Source organism: Marichromatium bheemlicum (assembly GCF_012276755.1).
GTDB lineage: Bacteria > Pseudomonadota > Gammaproteobacteria > Chromatiales > Chromatiaceae > Marichromatium > Marichromatium bheemlicum.
In genome coordinates, this window is the sequence record NZ_JAAXKX010000016.1 from 1 (window position 1) to 21,720 (window position 21,720).

Genomic DNA, 21,720 nt, shown 5'->3' on the forward strand with positions numbered 1-21,720 from the left:
CCCCCCCCCCCCCCCCCCCCCCCCCCCCCCCCCCCCCCCCGCGGCCCCATGGAGCCCTGGCGATGGACGAGTTGACCCACTTCGACGAGCAGGGCGCGGCGCGCATGGTCGATGTCGGCGACAAACCGGCAACTCGCCGCAGCGCACTCGCCGCCGGCCGTATTCGCATGCACCCCGCCACCCTCGCGCGCATCCGCCAGGGCGGCGCCGACAAGGGCGATGTGCTCGGGGTCGCACGGATTGCCGGGATCATGGGTGCCAAACGGACCGCCGACCTGATCCCGCTCTGTCATCCGCTCGCGCTCTCGCGGGTGGAGATCGCCTTCGCCCCCGACCTCGAGGCCAGCGCCATCGACTGCCAGGCCCGGGTCGAGACCACCGCGCCCACCGGGGTGGAGATGGAGGCGTTGTGCGCCGTCCAGGTCGCGCTGCTGACCATCTACGACATGTGCAAGGCGCGCGATCGCGCCATGTCCATCGAGCAGGTGCGCCTGCTCGAAAAGCATGGCGGACGTTCCGGCCACTGGCGGCGCCCCGATCAGGCTTGACGCCGCCGCACCGCTGCGGCATCCCTATCCATCCCGGCGCCAGACGCCATCCTCGCCGCGCAGACGGCGACCAACCCGGCACGCATCCGATGAATCCCTTCTATCAACGCGCTCACTTCCTCACCTCGGTCCCGCGGATCGATCAGGCACCGGCCGATCAGGGCCGCGAGGTCGCCTTCGCCGGCCGTTCCAACGCGGGCAAGTCGAGTGCCATCAACGCCCTCTGTCACCAGAAGGCCCTGGCACGTACCAGCAAGACCCCGGGTCGCACCCAGCACCTGGTGTTCTTCGAACTCGACGAGCAACGCCGGCTGGTCGACCTGCCCGGTTACGGCTACGCCAAGGTCGCCGAATCGGTCAAGCGCCAGTGGCAGCAACACCTGGCCACCTATCTGATCGAGCGACGCGCGCTCGCCGGGCTGGTGGTGGTGATGGACATCCGTCACCCGCTCTCGGCCTTCGACCGGCAGATGATCACCTGGGGGCTGGAGGCCGAGCTGCCGCTGTTGCTGCTGCTGACCAAGGCCGACAAGTACCGCAAGGGCGCGGCACGCGCCGCCGAGCTGGCGGTGGCCAGGGAGCTGCGCGAGGCCGGCGACCTGATCACGGTACAGCGCTTCTCGTCGCTCGAACGCCAGGGCGTGGAGGACGTGCACGCCTGGCTCGATGCCCGGCTGGCGGTCGGCGAGGAACTCACCGACTGAGGCAGGAGGGCGCGGGCCCGGTTGACCCGGGCCCGTGCCGTGCGCCACCGCGACGGGCGGCGCCAGCGGATCACTCGATCACATAGACCTCGACCCGACGGTTGCTGGCACGACCACGCGCAGTGGCATTGCTGGCGATCGGTCCGGCCTCACCGACCCCCTCGGCCTCGACCCGCTCGGGATCGAGACCACGCTCGATCAGGCCGGCGCGGACGGCCTCGGCCCGCTGGCGCGAGAGTTCGAGGTTGAGGGCATCGCTGCCAGCGCTATCGGTGTGGCCGACGATGCGCAGGGTCAGCCCCGGATTGTCGGCGAGCAGCGCAACGATCTGGTCGAGCACCGGCAACTCGTCGGCCGGCAGGGTCGCCGCGCCAGTGGGGAAGCGCAGGGTGTCGTTGGCCAGACGCAGCCGCATCCCTTGTTCGCTGTAGCTCGCGCCCAGCTCGGCGAGACGCTGATAGAGCGCACGCACCTGGGCGGTCCGCTCGCGCTCGGCGGCGAGAGCCGTGGTCAGCGTCTCGACCTGCGCGTCGATCTCGATGTCGTCGGCCTGCGCGGCGAGCGCGGCATCGTCCTCGACCAAGCGCGCCTGCTGCGCGGCGAGCTCGGCGCGTAACGCCTGGTGGTCAGCCTCGAGTTCGGCAAGGGTGGACTCCAGCTCGACGACCCGCGCCTCGCGCGCCATCAGCTGCTCGCGCAGCACGGCCTCGTCAGCGGCGCCAGCGGCAGCGCTCGTCAGCTCGGCCTCAAGCCCCTCGATCCGGGTCCGTGCCGCGGCCAGGGCGGTCTCGAGTTCGGTCAGCTGCTGTGCACTCGGGCGCGCGGCCAGGGCGGCGCTGGCCTCGGCGCGCTGCTGCCCGACGGCGACCAAACGCTCTTCGAGTTCGGCGATGCGCGCCTCACGCTCGGCCAGGGTCCGGTTCAGCTCGGCGAGCCGGGCCACCGCGTCATCGTCACCGTCCTCGCTCGGACGGGCCTCGAGCGCCGCCAAGGCCTCGCCATAGGCGCGCTTGAGCTCATCGAGCTCGGCCTCTCGTGCCGCGGCACGGGCCTCGGCCTGTTCCAGCGCCTGCTGCAGATGGGCTCGGTCGGCCTCGTGCTTGGCGCGGGCGGCGGCATAGTCCTCTTGCAGCAGCTCGAGCTTGGTCTTGAGTTCGGCGATGGCCTGCCGGTCGGCCTCCGAGGGTACGACCCCGAGGTTCTGTGCCAGACGCAGCAGCTCGGCGTCCATCGGGGTGGTGGTGGAGAGGTGGATGCGCTCGTTGAGATGACGCTCCAGGGTCTCGATGTGGGCGCGATGCTCGGCCGCGGTGGCGGCGATCGCCTCATGGACCCGGGAGAGATCGTCACGCAAGGTCGCGATGGTCGCCTCGGCCTGTTGGTAACGCGCCTCGAGTTCAGCATAGGCACCACTGGCCTGGGCACGTTCGGAGTCGAGATCGGCCGCCATCGACTGATGACGCTCGTGCAACGTCTGATAACGCTGTTCCAAGGCCTCCTTGTCGGCTCGCAGCGTTGCCAGGCGCTGCTCGAGTGCGGCGAGCGTGGTGTCGTGATCGAGGCGCAACTGCTCGAGTTCGAGGCTCAGCGCATCGCGACGCGACACCGCCTCTGCCAACTCGACGTCGAGCTGACGGGCATGGCCAGCGGCCTCGGCGAGCGCCTGCTCTTGGGTATCGAGCTGTTCGTAGAGCCGGTCATCATACCACTCATAGAGCAGATACACGCCGATCAGGGCGACCAGCAGGAACAGCGCAACCGGCCTCCAGAACGTGGAGCTGGTATCGGACATCGTCACCTCCTTGGGGTGGCTCGTTCGGTCGTTGTTCTCGTGCGCGGCCGACGGGAAAACCCCAAACGGACCACGGTTGGAACGACGATTATCCCGCATTTGCGGCACCCACCGCACACCCGCCGCACCAGCGTGCCGGACAGCCCCCTACCGAAACGCACGCGGCGCGTGGGTCTCCCCGACGCGCCGCGCACCGATCGGTCGGCACCGGGGCTAGGTCACCCTGGCCGTCACGATTGTCGAGACTGCAATCAGCGCCGCTTGCGCTGCACCGTGGCCAGCGTCTGCTGGGCAATCTCCAACTCCTCGTTGGTGGGGATCACCCACATCTGCACCTGGCTCTCGGCGGCACTGATACGCAGCCCGGCGTCACTGGCGCGCCCGGCGTTGGCCGCAGTGTCGAGGACGATCCCCAACCGCTCGAGCCCCTCGCAGGCACCGGCGCGGACTTCGGCGGAGTTCTCACCGATGCCACCGGTGAAGATGATGGCGTCGACCGCGCCGAGTTCGGCGTAATAGGCACCGATGTACTTCTTCAGACGATGGGTGACCATCCCCAACGCCAGCTCGGCGCGCTCGTTGCCACGCTCGGCCAGGCGCACCACCTCACGCATGTCGTTGACGCCACAGATCCCGACCAGGCCGCTCTGGCGATTGAGCATGTGATCGATCGCCTCGGCGTTGAGCCCGAGGTGCTTGCTCAGATAGATCGGCACCGCCGGGTCCATGTCGCCGCAACGCGTGCCCATCATCAACCCCTCGAGCGGGGTCAGCCCCATCGAGGTATCGACACAGCGACCGTTGCGGATGGCGCTGGCGCTGGCGCCGTTGCCGAGGTGCATGGTGATCAGGTTGCACTGTGTCAGCGGCTTGCCGAGCAGCTCGGCGGCACGCTTGGCGACATAGTGGTGCGAGGTGCCATGGAAGCCGTAGCGACGGATACGATGCTCGGTGTAGAGATACTCCGGGATCGCATAACGGTAGGCCGTCGGCGGCATGGTCTGATGGAAGGCGGTATCGAACACCACCACCGATGGGACGCTCGGGAAGTGCTTGCGCGCGACCTCGATCCCGGCGAGATGACCGGGGTTGTGCAGCGGGGCCAGCGGGATCACCTCGTGCAGTTCGGCGAGGACGTCGGCATCGACGATCACCGGGTGCTTGAAGTGCGGTCCGCCGTGGACCACCCGGTGGCCGATGGCGCTGAGTTCGGAGACGTCGCCGAGCACGCCGTGCGACTGCAGCGTCTCGACGATGAAGTCGATGCCCTCCTGGTGCGAGGGTACGGCGAGATCGTCCTGGGCGCGCTGCATCACACCATCGGCATCGAGCCATTCGAGACGCAGCTCACCCTCGGTCTCACCGATACGCGCCACCAGTCCCGAGGCGATGGTCGCCCAGTCGGCGCTACGGAAGAGCTGATATTTGATCGAGGAACTTCCCGAATTGAGGACCAGCACCTTCATGCCAGGGTCTCCTGTTGGGTCTGCGCCTGGATGGCGGTAATGGCGACAGTATTGATGATATCGGTCACGGTACAACCACGGCTGAGATCGTTGACCGGTTTGTTGAGCCCCTGGAGCACCGGACCGATGGCCACCGCCCCGGCGCTGCGCTGCACTGCCTTGTAGGTGTTGTTGCCGGTGTTGAGATCGGGGAACACCAGCACCGAGGCATGGCCGGCGACCTCGCTGTCGGGCATCTTCGAGCGCGCGACATTGACGTCGACGGCGGCGTCGTACTGGATCGGGCCCTCGAGCTTGAGTTCGGGGCGACGCTCGCGGGCGAGTCGCGCCGCCTCGCGCACCCGCTCGACGTCCTCGCCCTTGCCCGAGCTGCCGCTCGAATAGGAGAGCATCGCCACCCGCGGCTCGATGCCGAAGGCCGCAGCGGTCTCGGCCGAGGTCACCGCGATCTCAGCGAGCTGCTCGGCGGTCGGGTTGGGGTTGACCGCGCAATCGCCATAGACCAGCACCCGGTCGGGCAGACACATGAAGAACACGCTCGAGACCAACTCGACACCGGGCTTGGTCTTGACCGTCTCGAAGGCCGGCCGGATGGTGTGCTGGGTGGTGTGGACCGCGCCCGAGACCATGCCGTCGGCATCCCCCATGTGCACCATCATGGTGCCGAAGTAGCTGACATCCTCGAGCACGTCGAGCGCCATCTGCTCGGAGATCCCCTTGTGCCGGCGCAGCTCGTAGTAGGCCTTGGCATAGCGTTCACGCTCGGGCGCGGCGGTCGGATCGAGGATACGGATCCCCTCGAGCTTGAGCCCGAGTTCGTCGATGCTGTGCTGGATCTCGTCGGGATTGCCGAGCAGCGTGAGGTCGGCGACCTGACGCAGCATCAGGATCTCGGCGGCACGCAGCACCCGCTCGTCGTTGCCCTCGGGTAACACGATGCGCTGACGCCGCGACTTGGCACGCTGGATCAGCTCGTACTCGAACATCAGCGGGGTAACCCGCTCAGAGCGCCGCCCGGTGAGCCGAGTGCGCAGGTCGTCGACATCGACATGCGCCTCGAACAACCCCAGCGCAGCAGCGATCTTGCGCGCGTCGCCGGGGAGGATGGTCGACTCGATGGCGTGCAGGTTCATCGCCGTGGTGAAGGTATCGGCCGGCACCTGGAGGATGGCGACCTTGGTGCGGCGCAACCCCTCGATGAGTTGACGGACCTTCTCCGAGGGCGCCATGCCACCGGTGAGCAGCAACCCGGCTACCCGCGGGAAGGCGGTCGAGGCATCGGCGGCAAGGCTTGCGAGGATGATGTCGGCGCGATCGCCCGGGGTGATGATCAGGCTCCCGTCCTCGACATAGCCGAGGAAGTCGGGCACCGCCATGGCGGCGATCTTGTAGCTGGAGACCAGCTGGTTCATGGCGTCGTCATCACCATAGAGACGATCGGCGCCCAGCGCCTGACAGATCTCGCCCATGGTCGGTCTGCCGAGTTCACGATCCTCGGGGATGACGCAGACGTTCTCCTTGTCGGTGAGCAGATCGCGAGCCCGTTCCTTGACCGTCTCGACACAGTCGGGCTCGACGCCGTTGACGATGCTCACCAGGAAGTCGCCGCCACGCTCGCGCATCAGCTCGTGGGCGATGTGCAGCGCATCCTGCGCCTCCTGCGGGGTACGGCCGAACCCTTTGACCACCGCCACCAGGCCACAGCCGAAGTGGCTCGCCAGGTCGGCGTTGAAACCGAGTTCGAGCGACGGGATCAGACCGTTGTAATCGGTCCCGGCGCAGACCACCAGATCGCAGCGCTCCTCGAGCATCTTGAACTTGTTGAGGATCAGCTTCAGCAGTTCGTCGTAACGACCACTACCGATCAACTGACGCGCGGTCTCGACCGTGCAGCCATAGAGCATCTCCGACGGGAACGGCAGGTCGTAGCGACTGCGGATCAGCGCGGTCAGATTGTCCTCGGCGGCCCCCTGCGGGGCAAAGGGACGAAAGAATCCGACCTTCTGCTTGACCGATGAGAGCATCTCCATGAAGCCGAGCACGACCACGGATTTACCGCTACCACGTCCGGCGCCGGCGATATAGACGCTTTGCATTATTCTTCCTCTTACGGGGCATGGCGATCGCGAGGCGAATCGTCAGACCGTCAAAAACAGCGACGCGGAAAAATAACAGATAATACCCATACTGGGAGCGCGCTATTTCAATGACGTAGCGCCGGACCCCCTGTTTTTTTCAACACTCGCGCCGTACACGAAAGACCAACTCTCAGTCCATCATCCCCCCTGGGCGGCTGCGCCAAACACCATAGGAGACAGTGCGATAGGCGCGACTGTCGATATATTCGAGCACCCGCCCGAGGCGGTAGAAGCTCGCCACCGAATCGACTCGCAGCAGCTCCCGCCCGCGCTCGTCGAAGAACAACAGCGAGGGGGCGTAGAACACCCCCAACTCGGCGGCCCAGTCACGCGCCAGTCGGCGCCGACCCTCGGGGGTGATCACCGGGGTGGCGCTGTCGATGTCGAGTTGCACCGCATCGATCCGGGTGAAATAGGCATCCAGCCCGGAGGCGCGCAACACCTGGCCGTGGAGCACGTCGCAGGCATGACACTCACCGCGCTCGAAGAACACCGCCAGTGGTCGATCGCTGGGGAAACGGCGATCGAGATTGTGCGGTGGCGCATGGAAGAAATCGGCCTCGTTGAGCGCGTCGAGTTCGAACACCAGACGATTGTCCCCCCGGGCGAGGTAATCCCGGAAGGACTCGCGTCGATAGTGACCATCGGCGACGTATTCGAGCGCGGCGCGGAACTGATAGGGCGGGTAATAGCCACGCAGGCGCAACGCCAGGCGGCCATCGGCGGCGTAGAACAGGATCGCGGGGGTGAAGTCGGCCTGCTCGCGCAGTGCCAGCGCGCGTTCGCTGAGCACCGTACCATCGATCGCGGTGACCTCAGCCACACCCCAGGCATCGAGCGCGACCACGTCGAAATGACGGCGGGTGTAGTCACGGATATCAGCGCGCCCAAACACCTCCTCCATCAACAGGTGACAATAGGCACAGCGGCGCTGACCGAAATAGACCATCAGCCCGCGCTTGCCCGCCGCCACCGCCCCGGCCAGGTCATCGGGGAGATCGAACAGGGTCTCGGTGAACCAATCGGGATGCGCCAACAGGGTCGCGCGCGGACGGTCGTCGAAGGCCTCGCCGCCCTCCTCTGCCACCGCAGCGACCATTGCCACCACCAGCAGCGAGGCCAGCAATACACGAATGATGGTCATGCGGATCCCTCCCGATATCGACCTCAGCGGTGGCGGCGCGACGCTCAGTCCCCGGCGGCGAGCGCGCGCTGCGCGAGGAAGAGTGCGGCGATGGCGCGCGCCTCGTCGAAGTCCTCACGCGCCAGCAGCGCGTCGAGCGCGTCCAGGCGCCAGGGTACCACCTCAATCTCCTCGGGCTCGTCGCCCGGCAGGCGACTCGGGTAAAGGTCCTGGGCGAGTACGATCAGGCTGCGATGGGCGATATAGCCGGGCACCAGCGAGACCCGATCGATGATCCGCAGCGTCCGCGCCCCATGCCCGACCTCCTCCTGGAGTTCACGGTTGGCGGCAGCGAGTGGATGCTCGTCGGGCTCCACCACCCCTTTGGGCAGGCCGAGTTCATAGCGCTCGCTGCCGGCGCCGTACTCGCGGATCAGCAACACCGTCTCGGCATCGAGCATCGGCACGATCATCACCGAGTCGTTGCCACTACCGGGCACCCGCTCATAGGTACGCCGCGCGCCATTGGCGAACTCCAGATCGATCTGCTCGACCCGGAACAGTCGACTCTCGGCGACCAGCCGGCGGGCGAGGATCTTGGGTTTGGACCGCATCAGGGACTCCTTCACAGGGACAAGGGGTGGGTGCGCCCCACGATCGGACGCACACCACCAAACACCATACCGGCGACCGACATGGCGCCATCCTGCACGGGCGAGCGGGGTTGGCACCGTGCCCGGCCATCGGGCATGCTCTGTCGCGTGGCCGCCCCCCGCGAGGGGTCGCGGCACCCCATCGCATCCCAACCGCCGGCACGACACATGACCTACCAGGACCGCATCGACATCGACTGGACGCGGATCGACGCCGTCTTCCTCGACATGGACGGCACCCTGCTCGATCTGCACTTCGACAACCACTTCTGGCTCGAGCACATGCCCCGGCGCTACGCCGAGGCGCGCGGCATCCCGGTGGCCACGGCCAAGGCCGAACTGCACGCCCGCTATCACGATCTCACCGGTACCATCGAGTGGTACTGTCTCGATCACTGGAGCCGCGAACTCGGCTTCGACGTCGCCCTGCTCAAGCGCGAGGTCGAGCACCTGATCGCCGTCCATCCACGGGTGATCGAGTTCCTCGAACTGCTCGGCGCGCGCGGCAGGCGCCGGGTGTTAGTGACCAACGCCCATCAGCGCGCGCTCGCGCTCAAGCTCGAGCGCACCCGTCTCGCCGGTCACTTCGAGCACATCATCTGCGCCCATGACCTCGGCGCGGTCAAGGAGACGCCGGGATTCTGGTCGCGGCTACAGGCGATCGAGCCCTTCGACGCCACACGCACCCTGTTCGTCGACGACAATCCACGAGTGTTGCGCGCCGCGCGCGACTACGGCTTCGACTGGCTGCTCGCCGTCGGCGCACCGGACTCGCGGCACACGCCGCGCCCGGTCGATGGCTTTACCACCATCACCGGCTTCGGTGAATTGATCCCAGGGCTGACGGCGGCTCAGTCGACCGGCTCGACCTCCACGGGACGCGGCGACTGAACACCGTCGCCACGGTTGGCGGCCGGCTTGCGTCGACGTCGCCGACGCTTCTTACGCGGCGCCTCGGTCACGGCGAGCTCGGGGGCGGGAGACTGGGGGGCGGGAGCAGCGGCGGGATCGGTCGAGGCCGCAGACGCGGGGGACTCGGCAGGAGACGGCTTGGCGGGACGCGGACGGCGCGAGCGCGACGGTTGCCCGGTCGAGGTCGTGGTCTCGGAGCCACGCGGCCGCCGGGCGCGGTCACCTGAGGAACGCTCGTCGCTACGACGCGTGTCGCGGCGCACCCGCTCGGGACGCAACCGACTGCCGGGATCGACCGCGGCGAGCAGCGCCGGATCGACCGGCTCGACCGGGATCTTGGCACCAATGAAGGACTCGATGTCGGGCAGGCAGAAGGCATAGGTCTCGCAGACGAAACCCACGGCATCGCCCGCGGCACCGGCACGTGCGGTGCGCCCGACGCGGTGGACGTAGTCCTCCGGGTCCTCGGGCAGGTCGAAATTGACCACGTGGGTAACGTCGGGGATATGCAGCCCACGCGCGGCCACGTCGGTGCCGACCAACACCGGTAGCGAGCCCTCGGTGAACTCGCGCAGCAGGCGCAACCGCTGTTTCTGCGGGACATCCCCCGAGAGCACGCCGGTGTTGACGCCATTGCCCTGCAGATAGCCCCAGACACGATCGGCCGCCCGCTTGGTGTTGACGAAGACCATGATCCGCGCATCGCCCTCGAGCCAGCCACGCACCAGTCCGACCAGCAGCGGGATCTTCTCCTCGTTAGCGGTCATGTAGCAGCATTGGCGCACCCGATCGGCGGTGACCTGCTCGGTCTCGATCTTGATCAGGCGCGGCTGGTTCATGTGCTCGTAGGCCAACTCGGTGACCCGGTAGGAGAGCGTGGCCGAGAACAGCAGTCCCTGGCGCGACTCGGGCGGCGGCATCCGCCGCAGTAGGTAGCGGATGTCCTTGATGAAGCCGAGGTCGAACATGCGATCGGCCTCGTCGAGCACCACCACCTCGATGCCACGCAGGTCGAACACCCGCTGCTTGAAGTAGTCGATCAACCGCCCCGGGGTACCGATGAGGATATCGACCCCGGCGGCCAGCTCATCGCGCTGCCGTTGGTAGCCGGTGCCACCGTAGGCCAGCCCCAGGCGCAACCCGGTGTGGGCGCCGAGGGCGAGCGCATCCTTGTGGATCTGCACCGCCAGCTCGCGGGTCGGGGCGAGGATCAGCGCCCGCGGCCGACAGATGGTGTCGGCGGCATCGCGCGGCTCGGCAGGATGGCCGAGCAGCCGCTGCATGGTCGCCAGCAGGAAGGCCGCGGTCTTGCCGGTGCCGGTCTGTGCCTGGCCGGCGATGTCATGCCCCTCCAGCGCGATCGGCAGGGTCTCGGCCTGAATCGGTGTACAGTGGGTGAAACCGGTCTCGGCGAGACCCGCGAGGATCCGCGGATCGAGCGCCAGCGAGTCGAGGCGCGTCTGGGAGAGGTGTGTGTCTGTCATGACGTTTCGAGTATCCCTGAGCTACTGACCTCGCGGGCGGGCAAGGCTTGCAAATTCTCTTCGCTTTGGATCAAATAGCATCTTACCCAAGGGCCCATATCAACGCCAATTCGCCCGCCCGCTCCACAGCCGACCCGCGCGACGCCTCAACGGCGAGTTCTCACGCCCTTCACCCACACGAAATCAACGGGAGACGACTTCAGTGAGCGACAGCATCGTCCACGTGACCGATGAGACCTTCGAGGAAGAGGTGCTGAAATCCTCCAAGCCGGTGCTCGTAGACTACTGGGCCGACTGGTGCGGCCCCTGTAAGATGATCGCCCCGGTCCTCGACGAGATCGCCGCCGAATACGACGGCCGCCTCAAGGTCGCCAAGCTCAACATCGACGACAATCCCAACACCCCACCCCGTTACGGCATTCGCGGCATCCCCACGTTGATGCTGTTCCGCGCCGGCGAGGTCGAGGCGACCAAGGTAGGCGCCGTCTCCAAGTCACAACTGACCGCATTCATCGACAGCAACCTCTGACACCCGGCACCCAACCAGCACGCCCGGGGACACCCGCGCGTTCGAGGCGATCGATTTTCTAATTTTTTCCACGGGGCGTCCGCCCGGACGCCCCCTCTCCGGTGGGCTGCCGTCCTGCAGCCGCATCCTCTCGCGACACCGACCTTCTCGCGGGGCGCTGCCCACCAGCCACGACCTCTGTCTTTAACGATAACCGTGATGAATCTAACCGAACTCAAGAAGACGCCTGTACCCGAGCTGGTTGCCCTTGCCCAATCGATGGACATCGAAGGTGTCGGACGCTCTCGCAAACAGGACCTGATCTTCGCCATCCTCAAGGCACAGGCCAAGCGTGGCGAGGACATCTACGGCGACGGCGTGCTCGAGATCCTGCAGGACGGATTCGGGTTCCTGCGCTCGGCCGACGCCTCCTATCTCGCCGGCCCCGACGACATCTATGTCTCCCCCAGCCAGATCCGGCGCTTCGCGCTGCGCACCGGCGATACCATCTCAGGCAAGATCCGTCCGCCCAAGGACGGCGAGCGCTACTTCGCCCTGCTCAAGGTCTCGGACATCAACTTCGACCGCCCCGAGAACGCCAAGTCGAAGATCCTGTTCGAGAACTTCACCCCGCTGTTCGCCCAGGAGCGGCTCACCCTCGAGGTCGGTAACGGCAGCACCGAGGACATCACCGCCCGCACCATCGACCTGGTCGCCCCCATCGGCAAGGGCCAGCGCGGCCTCATCGTCTCGCCGCCGAAGGCCGGTAAGACCATGATGCTGCAGAACATCGCCCAGTCGATCGGTCACAACCACCCCGACTGCTACCTGATCGTGCTGCTCATCGACGAGCGTCCGGAAGAGGTCACCGAGATGGCCCGTTCGGTGCGCGGCGAGGTCATCTCCTCGACCTTCGACGAACCGGCCACCCGTCACGTCCAGGTCGCCGAGATGGTGATCGAGAAGGCCAAGCGCCTGGTCGAGCACAAGAAGGACGTGGTCATCCTGCTCGACTCCATCACCCGTCTGGCACGCGCCTACAACACCGTGGTGCCCTCCTCGGGCAAGGTGCTCACCGGTGGTGTCGACGCCAACGCACTGCAGCGTCCCAAGCGCTTCTTTGGTGCCGCGCGCAACGTCGAGGAGGGCGGCAGCCTCACCATCATCGCCACCGCGCTGGTCGACACCGGCTCGCGCATGGACGACGTCATCTACGAGGAGTTCAAGGGCACCGGCAACATGGAGATCCACATGGATCGCCGCATCGCCGAGCGCCGCATCTTCCCGGCGATCAACATCAACCGCTCCGGCACCCGCCGCGAGGAGCTGCTGATGGGCCCGGCGGAGCTGCAAAAGATGTGGATCCTGCGCAAGATCCTGCACCCGATGGACGAATTGGCGGCCATGGAGTTTCTCTTCGACAAGCTCAAGGCGACCAAGACCAACGACGAGTTCTTCTCCTCGATGAAGGGCTGAGCGGGCACCCAACCCGCCCCAAGATACGCCTGGCGCGCGGCGTCATCGTCGCGCCATCCCCCCCAACGATGGCGCGGGTCCCAAGGACGCGATCCAGGCGCCGACGCGACACCGGCACAGCGACCGACGCGCCCCCATCACCACCCGTCCCAGCACACATGGACACCGCATCGGCCACAGAGCATGTCCACTTCCATCTCGGCGATGCACTCGGAGGCCTCGAATGGCTGAGCGCGAGCTATGTCCACCAGCGCTTCTCGCGCCATGCCCACGCCGGCTACAGCATCGCCCTGATCGAGCGCGGCACCCAGGGCTTCTTCAACGCTGGCGCCGATCACCTCGCCCCGCCCGACAGCCTCATCCTCGTCAACGCCGACACCATCCACACCGGACACGCCGCCAGCACCGGTGGCTGGGCCTATCGCGCGCTCTACCCCACTCCCGAGCAGTTCGAGCAGGTGTGGCACGCACTCGGCCAGCCCGCTCGCCGCGCCCCCTGGTTCCGCTCGCCAGTGGTGCACGATCCGGCCCTCGCCCGTCGGCTGCGCGCGCTCTTCAGCCTGCTCGCCCACCCCGGTGACCGGCTCGCGCGCGACACCGCACTCCATGCCGTCCTGGCACAACTGATGCGGCGACATGCCGGGATGCGGCTCACCCCGGAGGTGGCCCACCTCGATCCCCGGCTGGAACGCGTACGCGACCGGCTCGAACAAACCCCCGAGGACGAGATCCCGCTCGCCGCGCTGGCGCGACTCGCCGGTTGCAGCCCGGCGCACCTGGTGCGCGCCTTCCACCGTCGCTACGGCCTGCCACCGCACGCCTACCAGGTCCAGGTCCGGCTCAGACGGGCCGCCGCGCTGCTGCGCCAGGGCACGCCGATCGGCGCGGCGGCCTGCGCCGCCGGCTTCCACGACCAGAGCCATCTGCACCGTCACTTCAAACGCGCCCTGGGCATCACCCCGGGGCAGTATCTCACCCAGTACCGCTCAAGAACGTACAAGACGCCGTGCCCCCGCAAGCGCTAGGCTCGAGCGCACCCTAACAGCGCCAGAGATCGATGAACGCAGCACCACTCCCCCATCCCGGCAGACGCCTCGCGCGCGGCGCGGTAGCGATCGCGCCACTCTGTCTGGCGGTCGTCCCCTGGGGGCTACTCGCCGGCTCCTATGCCGTCAGCGCCGGGCTCTCGCCGCTCGAGGGCCAGGCGCTGTCGCTGATCCTGTTCGCCGGCGCGGTCCAGCTGGTGGTGATCGGCATGGGTCAGGATGGCGCCTCGCTCGCCGCCATGCTGCTGGCCACCGCCTTCATCACCGCCCGGCACCTGCTCTACGGCCTCAGCCTGCGTGACCGGGTCGGCGCGCTGCCGCTGCGCTGGCGCCTGCCGCTGGGCTTTCTCCTCACCGACGAGCTGTTTGCCGTCTGCACCCGTCACGACGCCCCCGCCTTCGACCGCTGGTACATGCTCGGCGCCGGGCTGGTCTTCTATCTGGTGTGGAACCTGGCGACCCTGGTCGGGGTGGTGATGGGCGAGACCCTGCCTGGGATCGAGGCGCTGGGGTTGGAGTTCGCGGTGGCAGCGACCTTCATCGCCATCGTCGTGCCCAACCTGATCGACCGAGCACTGTGGGTCGCGGCACTGAGCGCACTGGTGGTGGCGGTGCTCGCCGCCCATCTGGGGATCCCCGGTGGACTGGTGCTCGCCGCGCTGGCGGGGATGGGCGCGGGCTATGTCACCGAGCAGGTGGCGCCATGAGCCTGTTCGAGCTGCTCACCCTCACCCTGGTGATCTTCGCCAGCCGCTATCTGTTCCTCGAACCGGCGCTGCCACTGCGGCTCAACCGCCATCTGCGCGGCATGCTGCGCTATGCCGGCCCGGCGGTGCTCACCGCGATCTGGGGCCCGGTGGTATTCATCCACGGCGAGCCCGGCCGGTTCGCCCTCGCCCTCCCCGAACTCGCCGCCGCCACCCTGGCCGCGCTGCTCGCCTGGCGCACCCACCGCGTGCTGCTCACCGTCACCCTGAGCATGGCGCTCTATTTCCTGCTACGGCTGTGGTAGCGACAGACGCTCAGCCCGCCAGCCACAGGATCAGCGCATAGCGTGCGCCCTTGCCGAGGGCGACCAGCGGCAGGAACAGGCGCAGCGGCACCCGCATCACCCCGGCGATCAGGGTCAGGGCGTCACCGATCAGCGGCGCCCAGGCGAACAACAGGGTCCATACCCCGTAGCGGGCGAAGCGTGTCTGCGCGGCGGCGATCTGCGCCGGGGTGAAGCGGAACCAGCGCCGCCCCTGGAAGCGCAGCAGTGCCCGCCCCAGCCACCAGTTGAACAGCGCGCCCAGGGTATTGCCGAGGGTGGCGACGAGCAGCAGCAACCAGGGCATGGCCCCGGCCTGCAACAGTGCATAGAGGGCGACCTCGGAGGAGGCCGGCAACAGGGTCGCGGCGAGAAAGGCCGAGACAAAGAGCAGCAGATAGCCAGCGAGCACGACGCGATCAGTCGCGATAGAGCCCGATGGCGTCGAGACAGAGTTCAGCCTCGAAGGCGCGACCGATGGCGACCACGCCGAGGCGGGTCAGGCGGCGCGGGTCGAGCGGACGATCGACACGATGCGGCCTGAACGCGGCGAAGGGCAGATGGCAGGTGTGCCACGCCGGGGATGCGGTGAACCCCACGCGATAGGACTGCCAGGGGTGATGCAGCGCGTCGCTCTTGAGATGGAGGTTGTAGTCCTCACCGTTGCCGCGCACCCGCAGCCAGACCCCGGTGAAGTCGCCGGCATCGAGGGTCCCAGACTCGGCGAGCGGCAGCAGCAGCTGGAGGAAGCCGCCACCCTCGGCCAGGCTCACCGTGCCGCGCATGCACAGCACCCGCCGACCGTCCGCCTCGCCGTACCAGTGAGCGCCCTGCGAGCGCCCGCCCATCACCTGGTCGGCGACCAGCCGCCAGCGGGTGCCGAGACACGAGCGGCCATCGGCGGCGCCGAAGTCGTCGATCAGCCGCTCGCGCACAAGGCCGCCCGCAGCGCATCGACGAGCACCGCGTTCTCCTCCGGGGTGCCGACGGTGATGCGCAGACAGTCGGCGAGGGCCGGATCGCTGCCGTCGAGGTTCTTCACCAGCACGCCACGCTCGCACAGCGCCGAGAACAGACCACCGGCGCGCCCCCTGGGGGTGCGCACGAGGATGAAGTTGGCCTCGCTCGGGTAGGGGTGCAGGCCGTCGAGCGCATCAAGCGCCGCGAACAGCCGCGCGCGCTCCTCCCGGATCGCCCGGGTCTGGGCGTCGAGCAGCGCCTTGTGACGCAGCGCGAACACCGCCGAGACCTGGGTGAGGACATTGACGTTGTAGGGCAACCGGGTCTTGTCGATCTGCGCCAACCACTCGCGCGGCCCGACCAGATACCCCAGGCGCAACCCCGCCAGCCCCATCTTCGAGACGGTACGCATCACCAGCAGGTTGGGCCAGTCGCCGAGCAGGCCGAGGAAGCTGGTGTCGGTGAAGGGCGCATAGGCCTCGTCGACCACCACCAGACCGGGGGCGGCCTCGATGATGCGCACCATGTCCTCGGAGTCGAAGCGATTGCCGGTGGGGTTGTTGGGATAGGCGAGGAAGATCAGCGCCGGGCGCTCGCGCTCGATCGCTGCGAGCACCGCCGGCAGGTCGATGGCAAAGTCGGCGCGCAGCGGCACGCCGACGTACTCCATGCCCGCGCACTGGGCGATCTGACGGTACATCACGAACCCCGGATCGAGCGACAGCAGCCGCCGTCCAGGGCCGCCGACGGTCATCGCCAGCATCTGGATGAGTTCGTCCGAGCCGTTGCCGAGCAACAGCTCGAACTCGGGGCCGATCCCCATGGTCTCGCGCAGCGCCGCGTGCAGCGCCTCGCCATTGGGGTCGGGGTAGCGGTTGAGATCGAGCCCGCGCAGGGCCTCGAGCCACTCCGCCTTCAACTCGTCGGGCCAGCTGTAGGGGTTTTCCATCGCGTCGAGCTTGATCATCCCGTCCGCCGCCGCGACCCGGTAGGCAGGCATGGCCTGGATCTCGGGGCGGACCAGTGCGTCGATCACCGTGGTCATGATCGCATCGCCGGGGTTATTCGACGTGCGCCTCACCACGATACTCGGCCGAGCGGGCGTGCGCGGTCAGACCCTCGCCTCGCGCCAACTCTGCGGCAGTGCTGGCGAGCGCGGCGGCACCGGCCGCCGAGGCCATGATCAGGCTCGAACGCTTCTGGAAGTCGTAGACCCCCAGTGGCGAGGAGAAGCGCGCGGTGCGCGAGGTCGGCAGCACGTGGTTGGGGCCGGCGCAGTAGTCACCCAGGGCCTCGGCAGTATAGCGCCCCATGAAGATGGCACCGGCGTGACGGATGCGCCCGACCACCGCCTGGGGATCGGCCACCGACAGCTCGAGGTGCTCAGGGGCGATCTGGTTGGCCACCGCGATGGCGTCGTCGAGATCGCGCGCGGCGATCAGCGCGCCCCGGGCACGCAGCGCGGTGGCGATGATCTCGGCGCGCTCCATGCTCGGCAGCAAGCGCTCGATGCTCGCCGTCACCCGGTCGAGGAAGTCGTGGTCCCAGCTCACCAGGATCGACTGCGCGTCCTGATCGTGCTCGGCCTGGGAGAAGAGGTCCATGGCGATCCAGTCGGGATCGGTCTGACCGTCGCACACCACCAGGATCTCGGAGGGGCCGGCGACCATGTCGATGCCGACCTGGCCGAACACCGCACGCTTGGCGGTGGCGACATAGATGTTGCCGGGACCGACGACCTTGTCGACCGGCGGCACCGACTCGGTACCGTAGGCCAGCGCGGCCACCGCCTGGGCGCCACCGACGGCAAAGGCGCGGTCGACCCCAGCGATGTGGGCGGCAGCGAGCACCAGCTCGTTGAGTTCGCCGTCCGGGGTCGGCACCACCATGATCAGCTCGGCGACCCCGGCGACCTTGGCCGGGATGGCGTTCATCAGCACCGAGGAGGGATAAGCCGCCTTGCCACCGGGCACATAGAGCCCGGCACGGTCGAGCGGCGTGACCTGCTGACCGAGCAGGGTGCCGTCGGCCTCCTCGAAGCTCCACGACTCGCCGCGCTGGTGCTCGGCGTAGGCGCGGATACGCGCGGCGGCCAGCTCCAGCGCCTCGCGCTGTGCGGCGGGGATACGCTCCCAGGCAGTGGCCAGACGCGCGCGAGGGATCTCCAGATCGGCAGCGGTAGCCGGCGTCCAGCGATCGAAGCGGGCGGTGTAGTCGATCAGCGCCGCGTCACCACGCGCGCGCACCTCACGGATGATCTCGGCGACCGTCTGCTGGACGCGATCGTCGGAGACCGACTCCCAGGCCAGGAGGCCGTCGAGCCGCTCCTGGAAGTCGGCGGCGGTGGTGTCAAGACGTTGGATCTCGGTCACGGATGTCACTCCCGGTCCGTCCCCACGGACCCTTAGAATTCAGTTCTGATTGGGCGCCAGGGCAGCGCGCAAGCTCTCGAGCAGTTCGTTGACGGCGGCGTGCTTCATCTTCCAAGCGGCCTTGTTGACCACCAGCCGCGAGCTGATGTCGGTGATGTGCTCGAGCGGCACCAGACCGTTGGCCTTGAGCGTATTGCCGCTCTCGACGAGGTCGACGATACGATCGGCCAGCCCGACCAGCGGAGCCAGCTCCATCGAGCCATAGAGCTTGATGATATCGACCTGCTCGCCCTTGGCAGCGTAATAGCGTTCGGCGCTACGCACATACTTGGTGGCGATGCGCATGCGCCGGTTGGTCGGCGGCACGCTGTCGGGCAGCCCGGCGACCATTAGCCGACAACGGGCGATACGCAGATCGAGTGGCTCGTAGAGCCCCTCGCCACCATGCTCGAGCAGCACGTCCTTACCGGCGACGCCGAGATCGGCGGCACCGTATTGCACATAGGTGGGGACGTCACTGGCGCGGATGATGACGAACTTCACCCGCGCGTCCGTGGTCTCGAGGATCAGCTTGCGGCTGCGCTCCGGGTCATCGAGCGGATGGATCCCGGCATGGGCCAACAGCGGCAGCGTCTGCTCGAAGATACGGCCCTTGGAGAGGGCGATGGTCAGGGGGGTGTTCGCTGTCATGATATCGCGGTCCTAATCCGCGCCCGAGGTCCGCCGCAGATCGGCGCCCAGGGCGTGCAGCTTGGCTTCGATGTTGTCATACCCGCGGTCGAGGTGGTAGAGGCGATCGACCAGGGTCTCGCCCTCGGCCACCAGACCGGCCAGCACCAGGCCGGCCGAGGCGCGCAGGTCGGTGGCCATCACCGGCGCGGCGGTCAGTCGCTCGACCCCACGACAGATGGCGGTGTTGCCCTCGATACGGATCTCGGCGCCCATGCGCTCGAGCTCGGGTACGTGCATGAAGCGGTTCTCGAAGATGGTCTCGGTGACCGTGCCGACGCCCTCGGCGATGCTGTTGAGGGCGCAGAACTGGGCCTGCATGTCGGTCGGGAAACCGGGGTGCGGGGCGGTATGGAGGTCGACCGCGCGCGGACGACGACCGTGCATGTCGAGAGCGATCCAGTCGTCGCCGGTCGCGACCTCGGCACCGGCCTCGCGCAGCTTCTGCACCACCACGTCGAGGCACTCCGGACAGGTCTGCTCGACCCGTACCCGGCCGCCGGTCATGGCGCCGGCGACCAGGAAGGTGCCGGTCTCGATACGATCGGGCATCACCCGATGGCAGCCACCGCCGAGGCGCTCGACGCCGTGGATATGGATGCGATCACTGCCGGCGCCCTCGATACGCGCCCCCAGGGTGTTGAGGAAGTCGCCGAGATCGGCCACCTCGGGCTCGCGTGCGGCGTTCTCGATGACCGTCTCGCCCTCGGCCAAGGCCGCGGCCATCATCAGGTTCTCGGTGCCAGTGACCGAGACCATCTCCATCACCAACCGCGCCCCGCGCAACCGAGACGCGCGGGCACGGATGTAACCGCCCTCGACGGCGATCTCGGCGCCCATCGCGCGCAGCCCCTCGATGTGCAGGTTGACCGGGCGGGCGCCGATGGCGCAACCGCCGGGCAGGGAGACATCGGCACGACCATAGCGCGCGAGCAGCGGCCCGAGCACCAGGATCGAGGCGCGCATGGTCTTGACCAACTCGTAGGGCGCGGCGAAGTCATGCAGGGTACGCGGCTCGACCTCGATCCGGTCGCCCTCGCGGCGCAACGCGGCGCCCATCCGCCCGAGCAGCTCCAGGGTGGTGGCGATGTCGCGCAGCCGCGGCACATTGGTCAGGGTCACCGGCGCGTCGGCCAGCAGGGTAGCGGCGAGGATCGGCAGCGCCGCATTCTTCGCCCCCGAGGCCTGCACCACGCCATCGAGTCTGACACCACCGGTGATCAGCAACTTGTCCATGGTCTCGGCGAACCCCTCGGGGACGAAGGCACTGGTAGCCACGCCCGCTGTCTGTTTCGATTGCGACGGACACGCCGCCACCGGCTCACGCTCGAGCACTACTCCAGCATCCACCACAGGCTCTCCGTCAGCTCGATCGTGCCGCCATCGCCGGGGTGGTCGAGACCGGCAACAGCTCCAGGATGTTCGAAAAGGCCGCGATCCGCCGCAGCGAATCGGGAAGATTGGCATAACGCAGGGCCACGCCTCGCGCCCCGGCGAGGTCGAGCCACTCGAGCAACAGCGCCAGCCCGGCACTATTGGCCGCACTGACCCCGACCAGGTCGATCTCGATCGCCGTGGCGCCACGCAGCAGCGTCTCGCCCTCGCGCGCCAGTCGATTGACCGTGGTGAGGTCGAGTACGCCGTCGAGGCGCCACCGCCCCGGTCCGTCCGGACTGAGCCGGGTGGCACTCATTCCTGCCCCTTGAGGTTCATATCCTCGAGGCGCGCGATCAGCCCGTCGATCCCGGAACGCTGGATCTCGGTGGCAAAGTCGCTGCGATAGTTGCCGACCAGGCTGGCATTGCTGATCACCACGTCATAGACCTTCCAGCCGGAACCGCCGTCGTACATGCGGTAATCGACCGGGATCGGCGAACCGCCCGACTGCTGCACCTCGGTGGCGACGGTGACCCGGTTCGGACGCGAACTCGGGCGCACCGGCAGATAACGGATCTCCTCACCCGAATAGCTCAACAGTGAACGGGCATAGGTGCGGATCAGCACCTGCTTGAAGCTGTCGACCAGGCGCTGGCGCTGCGCTTGACTGGCCTCGCGCCAGTAACGACCGACCGCGCCCTGGGTGATGCGCACGAAGTCGAAGTGAGGCGCAACCTGGTCCTCGAGCAGACCATAGATCAGGCTCGGATCGCGCTCGATCTCGGCGCGACGCTGCTCGAGGGTGTCGAGCATGCGCGCGGTGGTGCGCTCGACCAGGGCGGTGGCCGACTCCTGGGCCGCACTCGCCAGACCACTGCCAAGACTCGCCAGCACCAGGGTCACCAGCAATAGAAAATGACGTTGCCGCAACATCAGCCGTCTCCGCTTGCCTTACTGAATAGGAATTGCCCGATCATCTGCTCGAGGATCATCGCCGACTGGGTGTGCATGATCTCATCACCATCGACGAGCACATCGGGACTGCCGCCGGGGTCGAGGGCGATGTACTGCTCGCCGAGCAGCCCCGAGGTGAAGACGTTGGCGAAGGTGTCCATGGGGATGCTGTCGACCGCCGGATCGATGCGCAGGGTCACCACCGCTTCGAAGGCGCGTGGATCGAAGTCCACCGCCTCGACCCGGCCGATACGGACCCCGGCCATGGTCACCGGGGCACGCGCCTTGAGGCTGCCGACGTTGGCAAAGCGCGCGGTGAGCCGATAGCCCTCGTCCATCCCGGCGAGACTGAGGTTGCTGACCTGCATCGCGAGGAAGAACAGGGCGACGAAGCCGGCCGCCATGAAGGCCCCGACCAGGATCTCGATGTTGCGTTGTTTTGCCATCT

23 protein-coding genes are annotated in these 21,720 nt (G+C 67.6%); 8 read left to right on the top strand and 15 right to left on the bottom strand.

The window, feature by feature from the left end; all coding sequences use genetic code 11:
- The first annotated feature begins 62 nt into the window (after positions 1-62).
- Both moaC and yihA read left to right on the top strand, forming a co-directional pair.
- Positions 63-548: a cyclic pyranopterin monophosphate synthase MoaC gene (moaC, locus tag HF203_RS11355; protein ID WP_168669745.1), complete on the top strand. Its 486-nt coding sequence runs from the start codon at positions 63-65 to the stop codon at positions 546-548.
- Between the two features lie 89 nt (positions 549-637).
- Entirely contained in the window at positions 638-1,252 is a 615-nt protein-coding gene (gene yihA / locus HF203_RS11360) for a ribosome biogenesis GTP-binding protein YihA/YsxC (RefSeq protein ID WP_168669747.1), read from the top strand.
- A 70-nt stretch (positions 1,253-1,322) separates the two neighbouring features.
- Here the strand turns inward: yihA and HF203_RS11365 are convergent, their stop codons facing one another.
- The 5 genes from HF203_RS11365 to nudE form a co-directional block, all read right to left on the bottom strand.
- Complete coding sequence (locus HF203_RS11365; protein WP_168669749.1) at positions 1,323-3,044, bottom strand: OmpA family protein; 1,722 nt, start codon at positions 3,042-3,044, stop codon at positions 1,323-1,325.
- 251 nt (positions 3,045-3,295) lie between these two features.
- Entirely contained in the window at positions 3,296-4,510 is a 1,215-nt protein-coding gene (locus HF203_RS11370; protein ID WP_168669751.1) for an acetate/propionate family kinase, read from the bottom strand.
- Complete coding sequence (gene pta / locus HF203_RS11375; RefSeq protein ID WP_168669753.1) at positions 4,507-6,606, bottom strand: phosphate acetyltransferase; 2,100 nt, start codon at positions 6,604-6,606, stop codon at positions 4,507-4,509. The genes HF203_RS11370 and pta overlap by 4 nt, the downstream gene beginning before the upstream one ends.
- 172 nt (positions 6,607-6,778) lie before the next feature.
- On the bottom strand, positions 6,779-7,792 hold the full coding sequence (locus HF203_RS11380) for a thioredoxin family protein (protein WP_168669755.1): 1,014 nt from the start codon (positions 7,790-7,792) through the stop codon (positions 6,779-6,781).
- Between the two features lie 44 nt (positions 7,793-7,836).
- Positions 7,837-8,385, bottom strand: coding sequence for an ADP compounds hydrolase NudE (nudE, locus tag HF203_RS11385; RefSeq protein ID WP_168669757.1), 549 nt, complete (start codon positions 8,383-8,385; stop codon positions 7,837-7,839).
- A 207-nt stretch (positions 8,386-8,592) separates the two neighbouring features.
- Between nudE and yrfG the strand changes: the two genes are divergently transcribed.
- Complete coding sequence (gene yrfG, locus HF203_RS11390) at positions 8,593-9,315, top strand: GMP/IMP nucleotidase (RefSeq protein ID WP_168669759.1); 723 nt, start codon at positions 8,593-8,595, stop codon at positions 9,313-9,315.
- Here yrfG and HF203_RS11395 read toward each other — a convergent pair.
- On the bottom strand, positions 9,276-10,820 hold the full coding sequence (locus HF203_RS11395; RefSeq protein WP_168669762.1) for a DEAD/DEAH box helicase: 1,545 nt from the start codon (positions 10,818-10,820) through the stop codon (positions 9,276-9,278). The two genes, yrfG and HF203_RS11395, sit on opposite strands and share 40 nt — an antisense overlap.
- Positions 10,821-11,022: 202 nt before the next feature.
- On the opposite strand from HF203_RS11395, the gene trxA reads away from it, so the two are divergent.
- The 5 genes from trxA to HF203_RS11420 all read left to right on the top strand — a co-directional run bounded on the left by trxA (position 11,023) and on the right by HF203_RS11420 (position 14,862).
- Positions 11,023-11,349: a thioredoxin TrxA gene (gene trxA / locus HF203_RS11400; RefSeq protein WP_168669763.1), complete on the top strand. Its 327-nt coding sequence runs from the start codon at positions 11,023-11,025 to the stop codon at positions 11,347-11,349.
- 198 nt (positions 11,350-11,547) lie between these two features.
- Positions 11,548-12,804: a transcription termination factor Rho gene (rho, locus tag HF203_RS11405; RefSeq protein ID WP_005224458.1), complete on the top strand. Its 1,257-nt coding sequence runs from the start codon at positions 11,548-11,550 to the stop codon at positions 12,802-12,804.
- 158 nt (positions 12,805-12,962) lie between these two features.
- Positions 12,963-13,829 (top strand): AraC family transcriptional regulator, encoded by an 867-nt coding sequence (locus HF203_RS11410; RefSeq protein WP_168669765.1) that lies wholly within the window; start codon positions 12,963-12,965, stop codon positions 13,827-13,829.
- Between the two features lie 32 nt (positions 13,830-13,861).
- Positions 13,862-14,557 (top strand): AzlC family ABC transporter permease, encoded by a 696-nt coding sequence (locus tag HF203_RS11415; RefSeq protein ID WP_168669767.1) that lies wholly within the window; start codon positions 13,862-13,864, stop codon positions 14,555-14,557.
- On the top strand, positions 14,554-14,862 hold the full coding sequence (locus tag HF203_RS11420; RefSeq protein WP_168669775.1) for an AzlD domain-containing protein: 309 nt from the start codon (positions 14,554-14,556) through the stop codon (positions 14,860-14,862). Before HF203_RS11415 ends, HF203_RS11420 begins: the two co-directional genes overlap by 4 nt.
- Before the next feature lie 10 nt (positions 14,863-14,872).
- Here HF203_RS11420 and HF203_RS11425 read toward each other — a convergent pair whose 3' ends face one another.
- The 9 genes from HF203_RS11425 to mlaD all read right to left on the bottom strand — a co-directional run bounded on the left by HF203_RS11425 (position 14,873) and on the right by mlaD (position 21,718).
- Positions 14,873-15,292 (bottom strand): VTT domain-containing protein, encoded by a 420-nt coding sequence (locus HF203_RS11425; RefSeq protein ID WP_168669777.1) that lies wholly within the window; start codon positions 15,290-15,292, stop codon positions 14,873-14,875.
- Positions 15,293-15,299: 7 nt separating this feature from the next.
- Entirely contained in the window at positions 15,300-15,815 is a 516-nt protein-coding gene (locus tag HF203_RS11430) for a CIA30 family protein (RefSeq protein ID WP_168669779.1), read from the bottom strand.
- Complete coding sequence (gene hisC, locus HF203_RS11435; RefSeq protein ID WP_168669781.1) at positions 15,800-16,885, bottom strand: histidinol-phosphate transaminase; 1,086 nt, start codon at positions 16,883-16,885, stop codon at positions 15,800-15,802. The genes HF203_RS11430 and hisC overlap by 16 nt, the downstream gene beginning before the upstream one ends.
- A 16-nt stretch (positions 16,886-16,901) precedes the next feature.
- Complete coding sequence (gene hisD / locus HF203_RS11440; RefSeq protein ID WP_168669783.1) at positions 16,902-18,212, bottom strand: histidinol dehydrogenase; 1,311 nt, start codon at positions 18,210-18,212, stop codon at positions 16,902-16,904.
- Positions 18,213-18,251: 39 nt separating this feature from the next.
- Complete coding sequence (gene hisG / locus HF203_RS11445) at positions 18,252-18,902, bottom strand: ATP phosphoribosyltransferase (RefSeq protein ID WP_168669785.1); 651 nt, start codon at positions 18,900-18,902, stop codon at positions 18,252-18,254.
- A gap of 12 nt (positions 18,903-18,914) precedes the next feature.
- A complete protein-coding gene (murA, locus tag HF203_RS11450) occupies positions 18,915-20,177 on the bottom strand; it encodes a UDP-N-acetylglucosamine 1-carboxyvinyltransferase (RefSeq protein WP_168669953.1) in 1,263 nt (420 codons plus the stop codon).
- Positions 20,178-20,304: 127 nt separating this feature from the next.
- Positions 20,305-20,634, bottom strand: a complete 330-nt coding sequence (locus tag HF203_RS11455; RefSeq protein ID WP_168669787.1) for an STAS domain-containing protein — start codon at positions 20,632-20,634, stop codon at positions 20,305-20,307.
- Positions 20,631-21,251: an MlaC/ttg2D family ABC transporter substrate-binding protein gene (locus HF203_RS11460; RefSeq protein ID WP_168669789.1), complete on the bottom strand. Its 621-nt coding sequence runs from the start codon at positions 21,249-21,251 to the stop codon at positions 20,631-20,633. Before HF203_RS11460 ends, HF203_RS11455 begins: the two co-directional genes overlap by 4 nt.
- Positions 21,251-21,718 carry an outer membrane lipid asymmetry maintenance protein MlaD gene (gene mlaD / locus HF203_RS11465; protein WP_168669791.1) on the bottom strand — a complete coding sequence of 156 codons (468 nt, stop codon included), beginning with the start codon at positions 21,716-21,718 and terminating at the stop codon, positions 21,251-21,253. Before mlaD ends, HF203_RS11460 begins: the two co-directional genes overlap by 1 nt.
- Positions 21,719-21,720 lie beyond the last annotated feature (2 nt).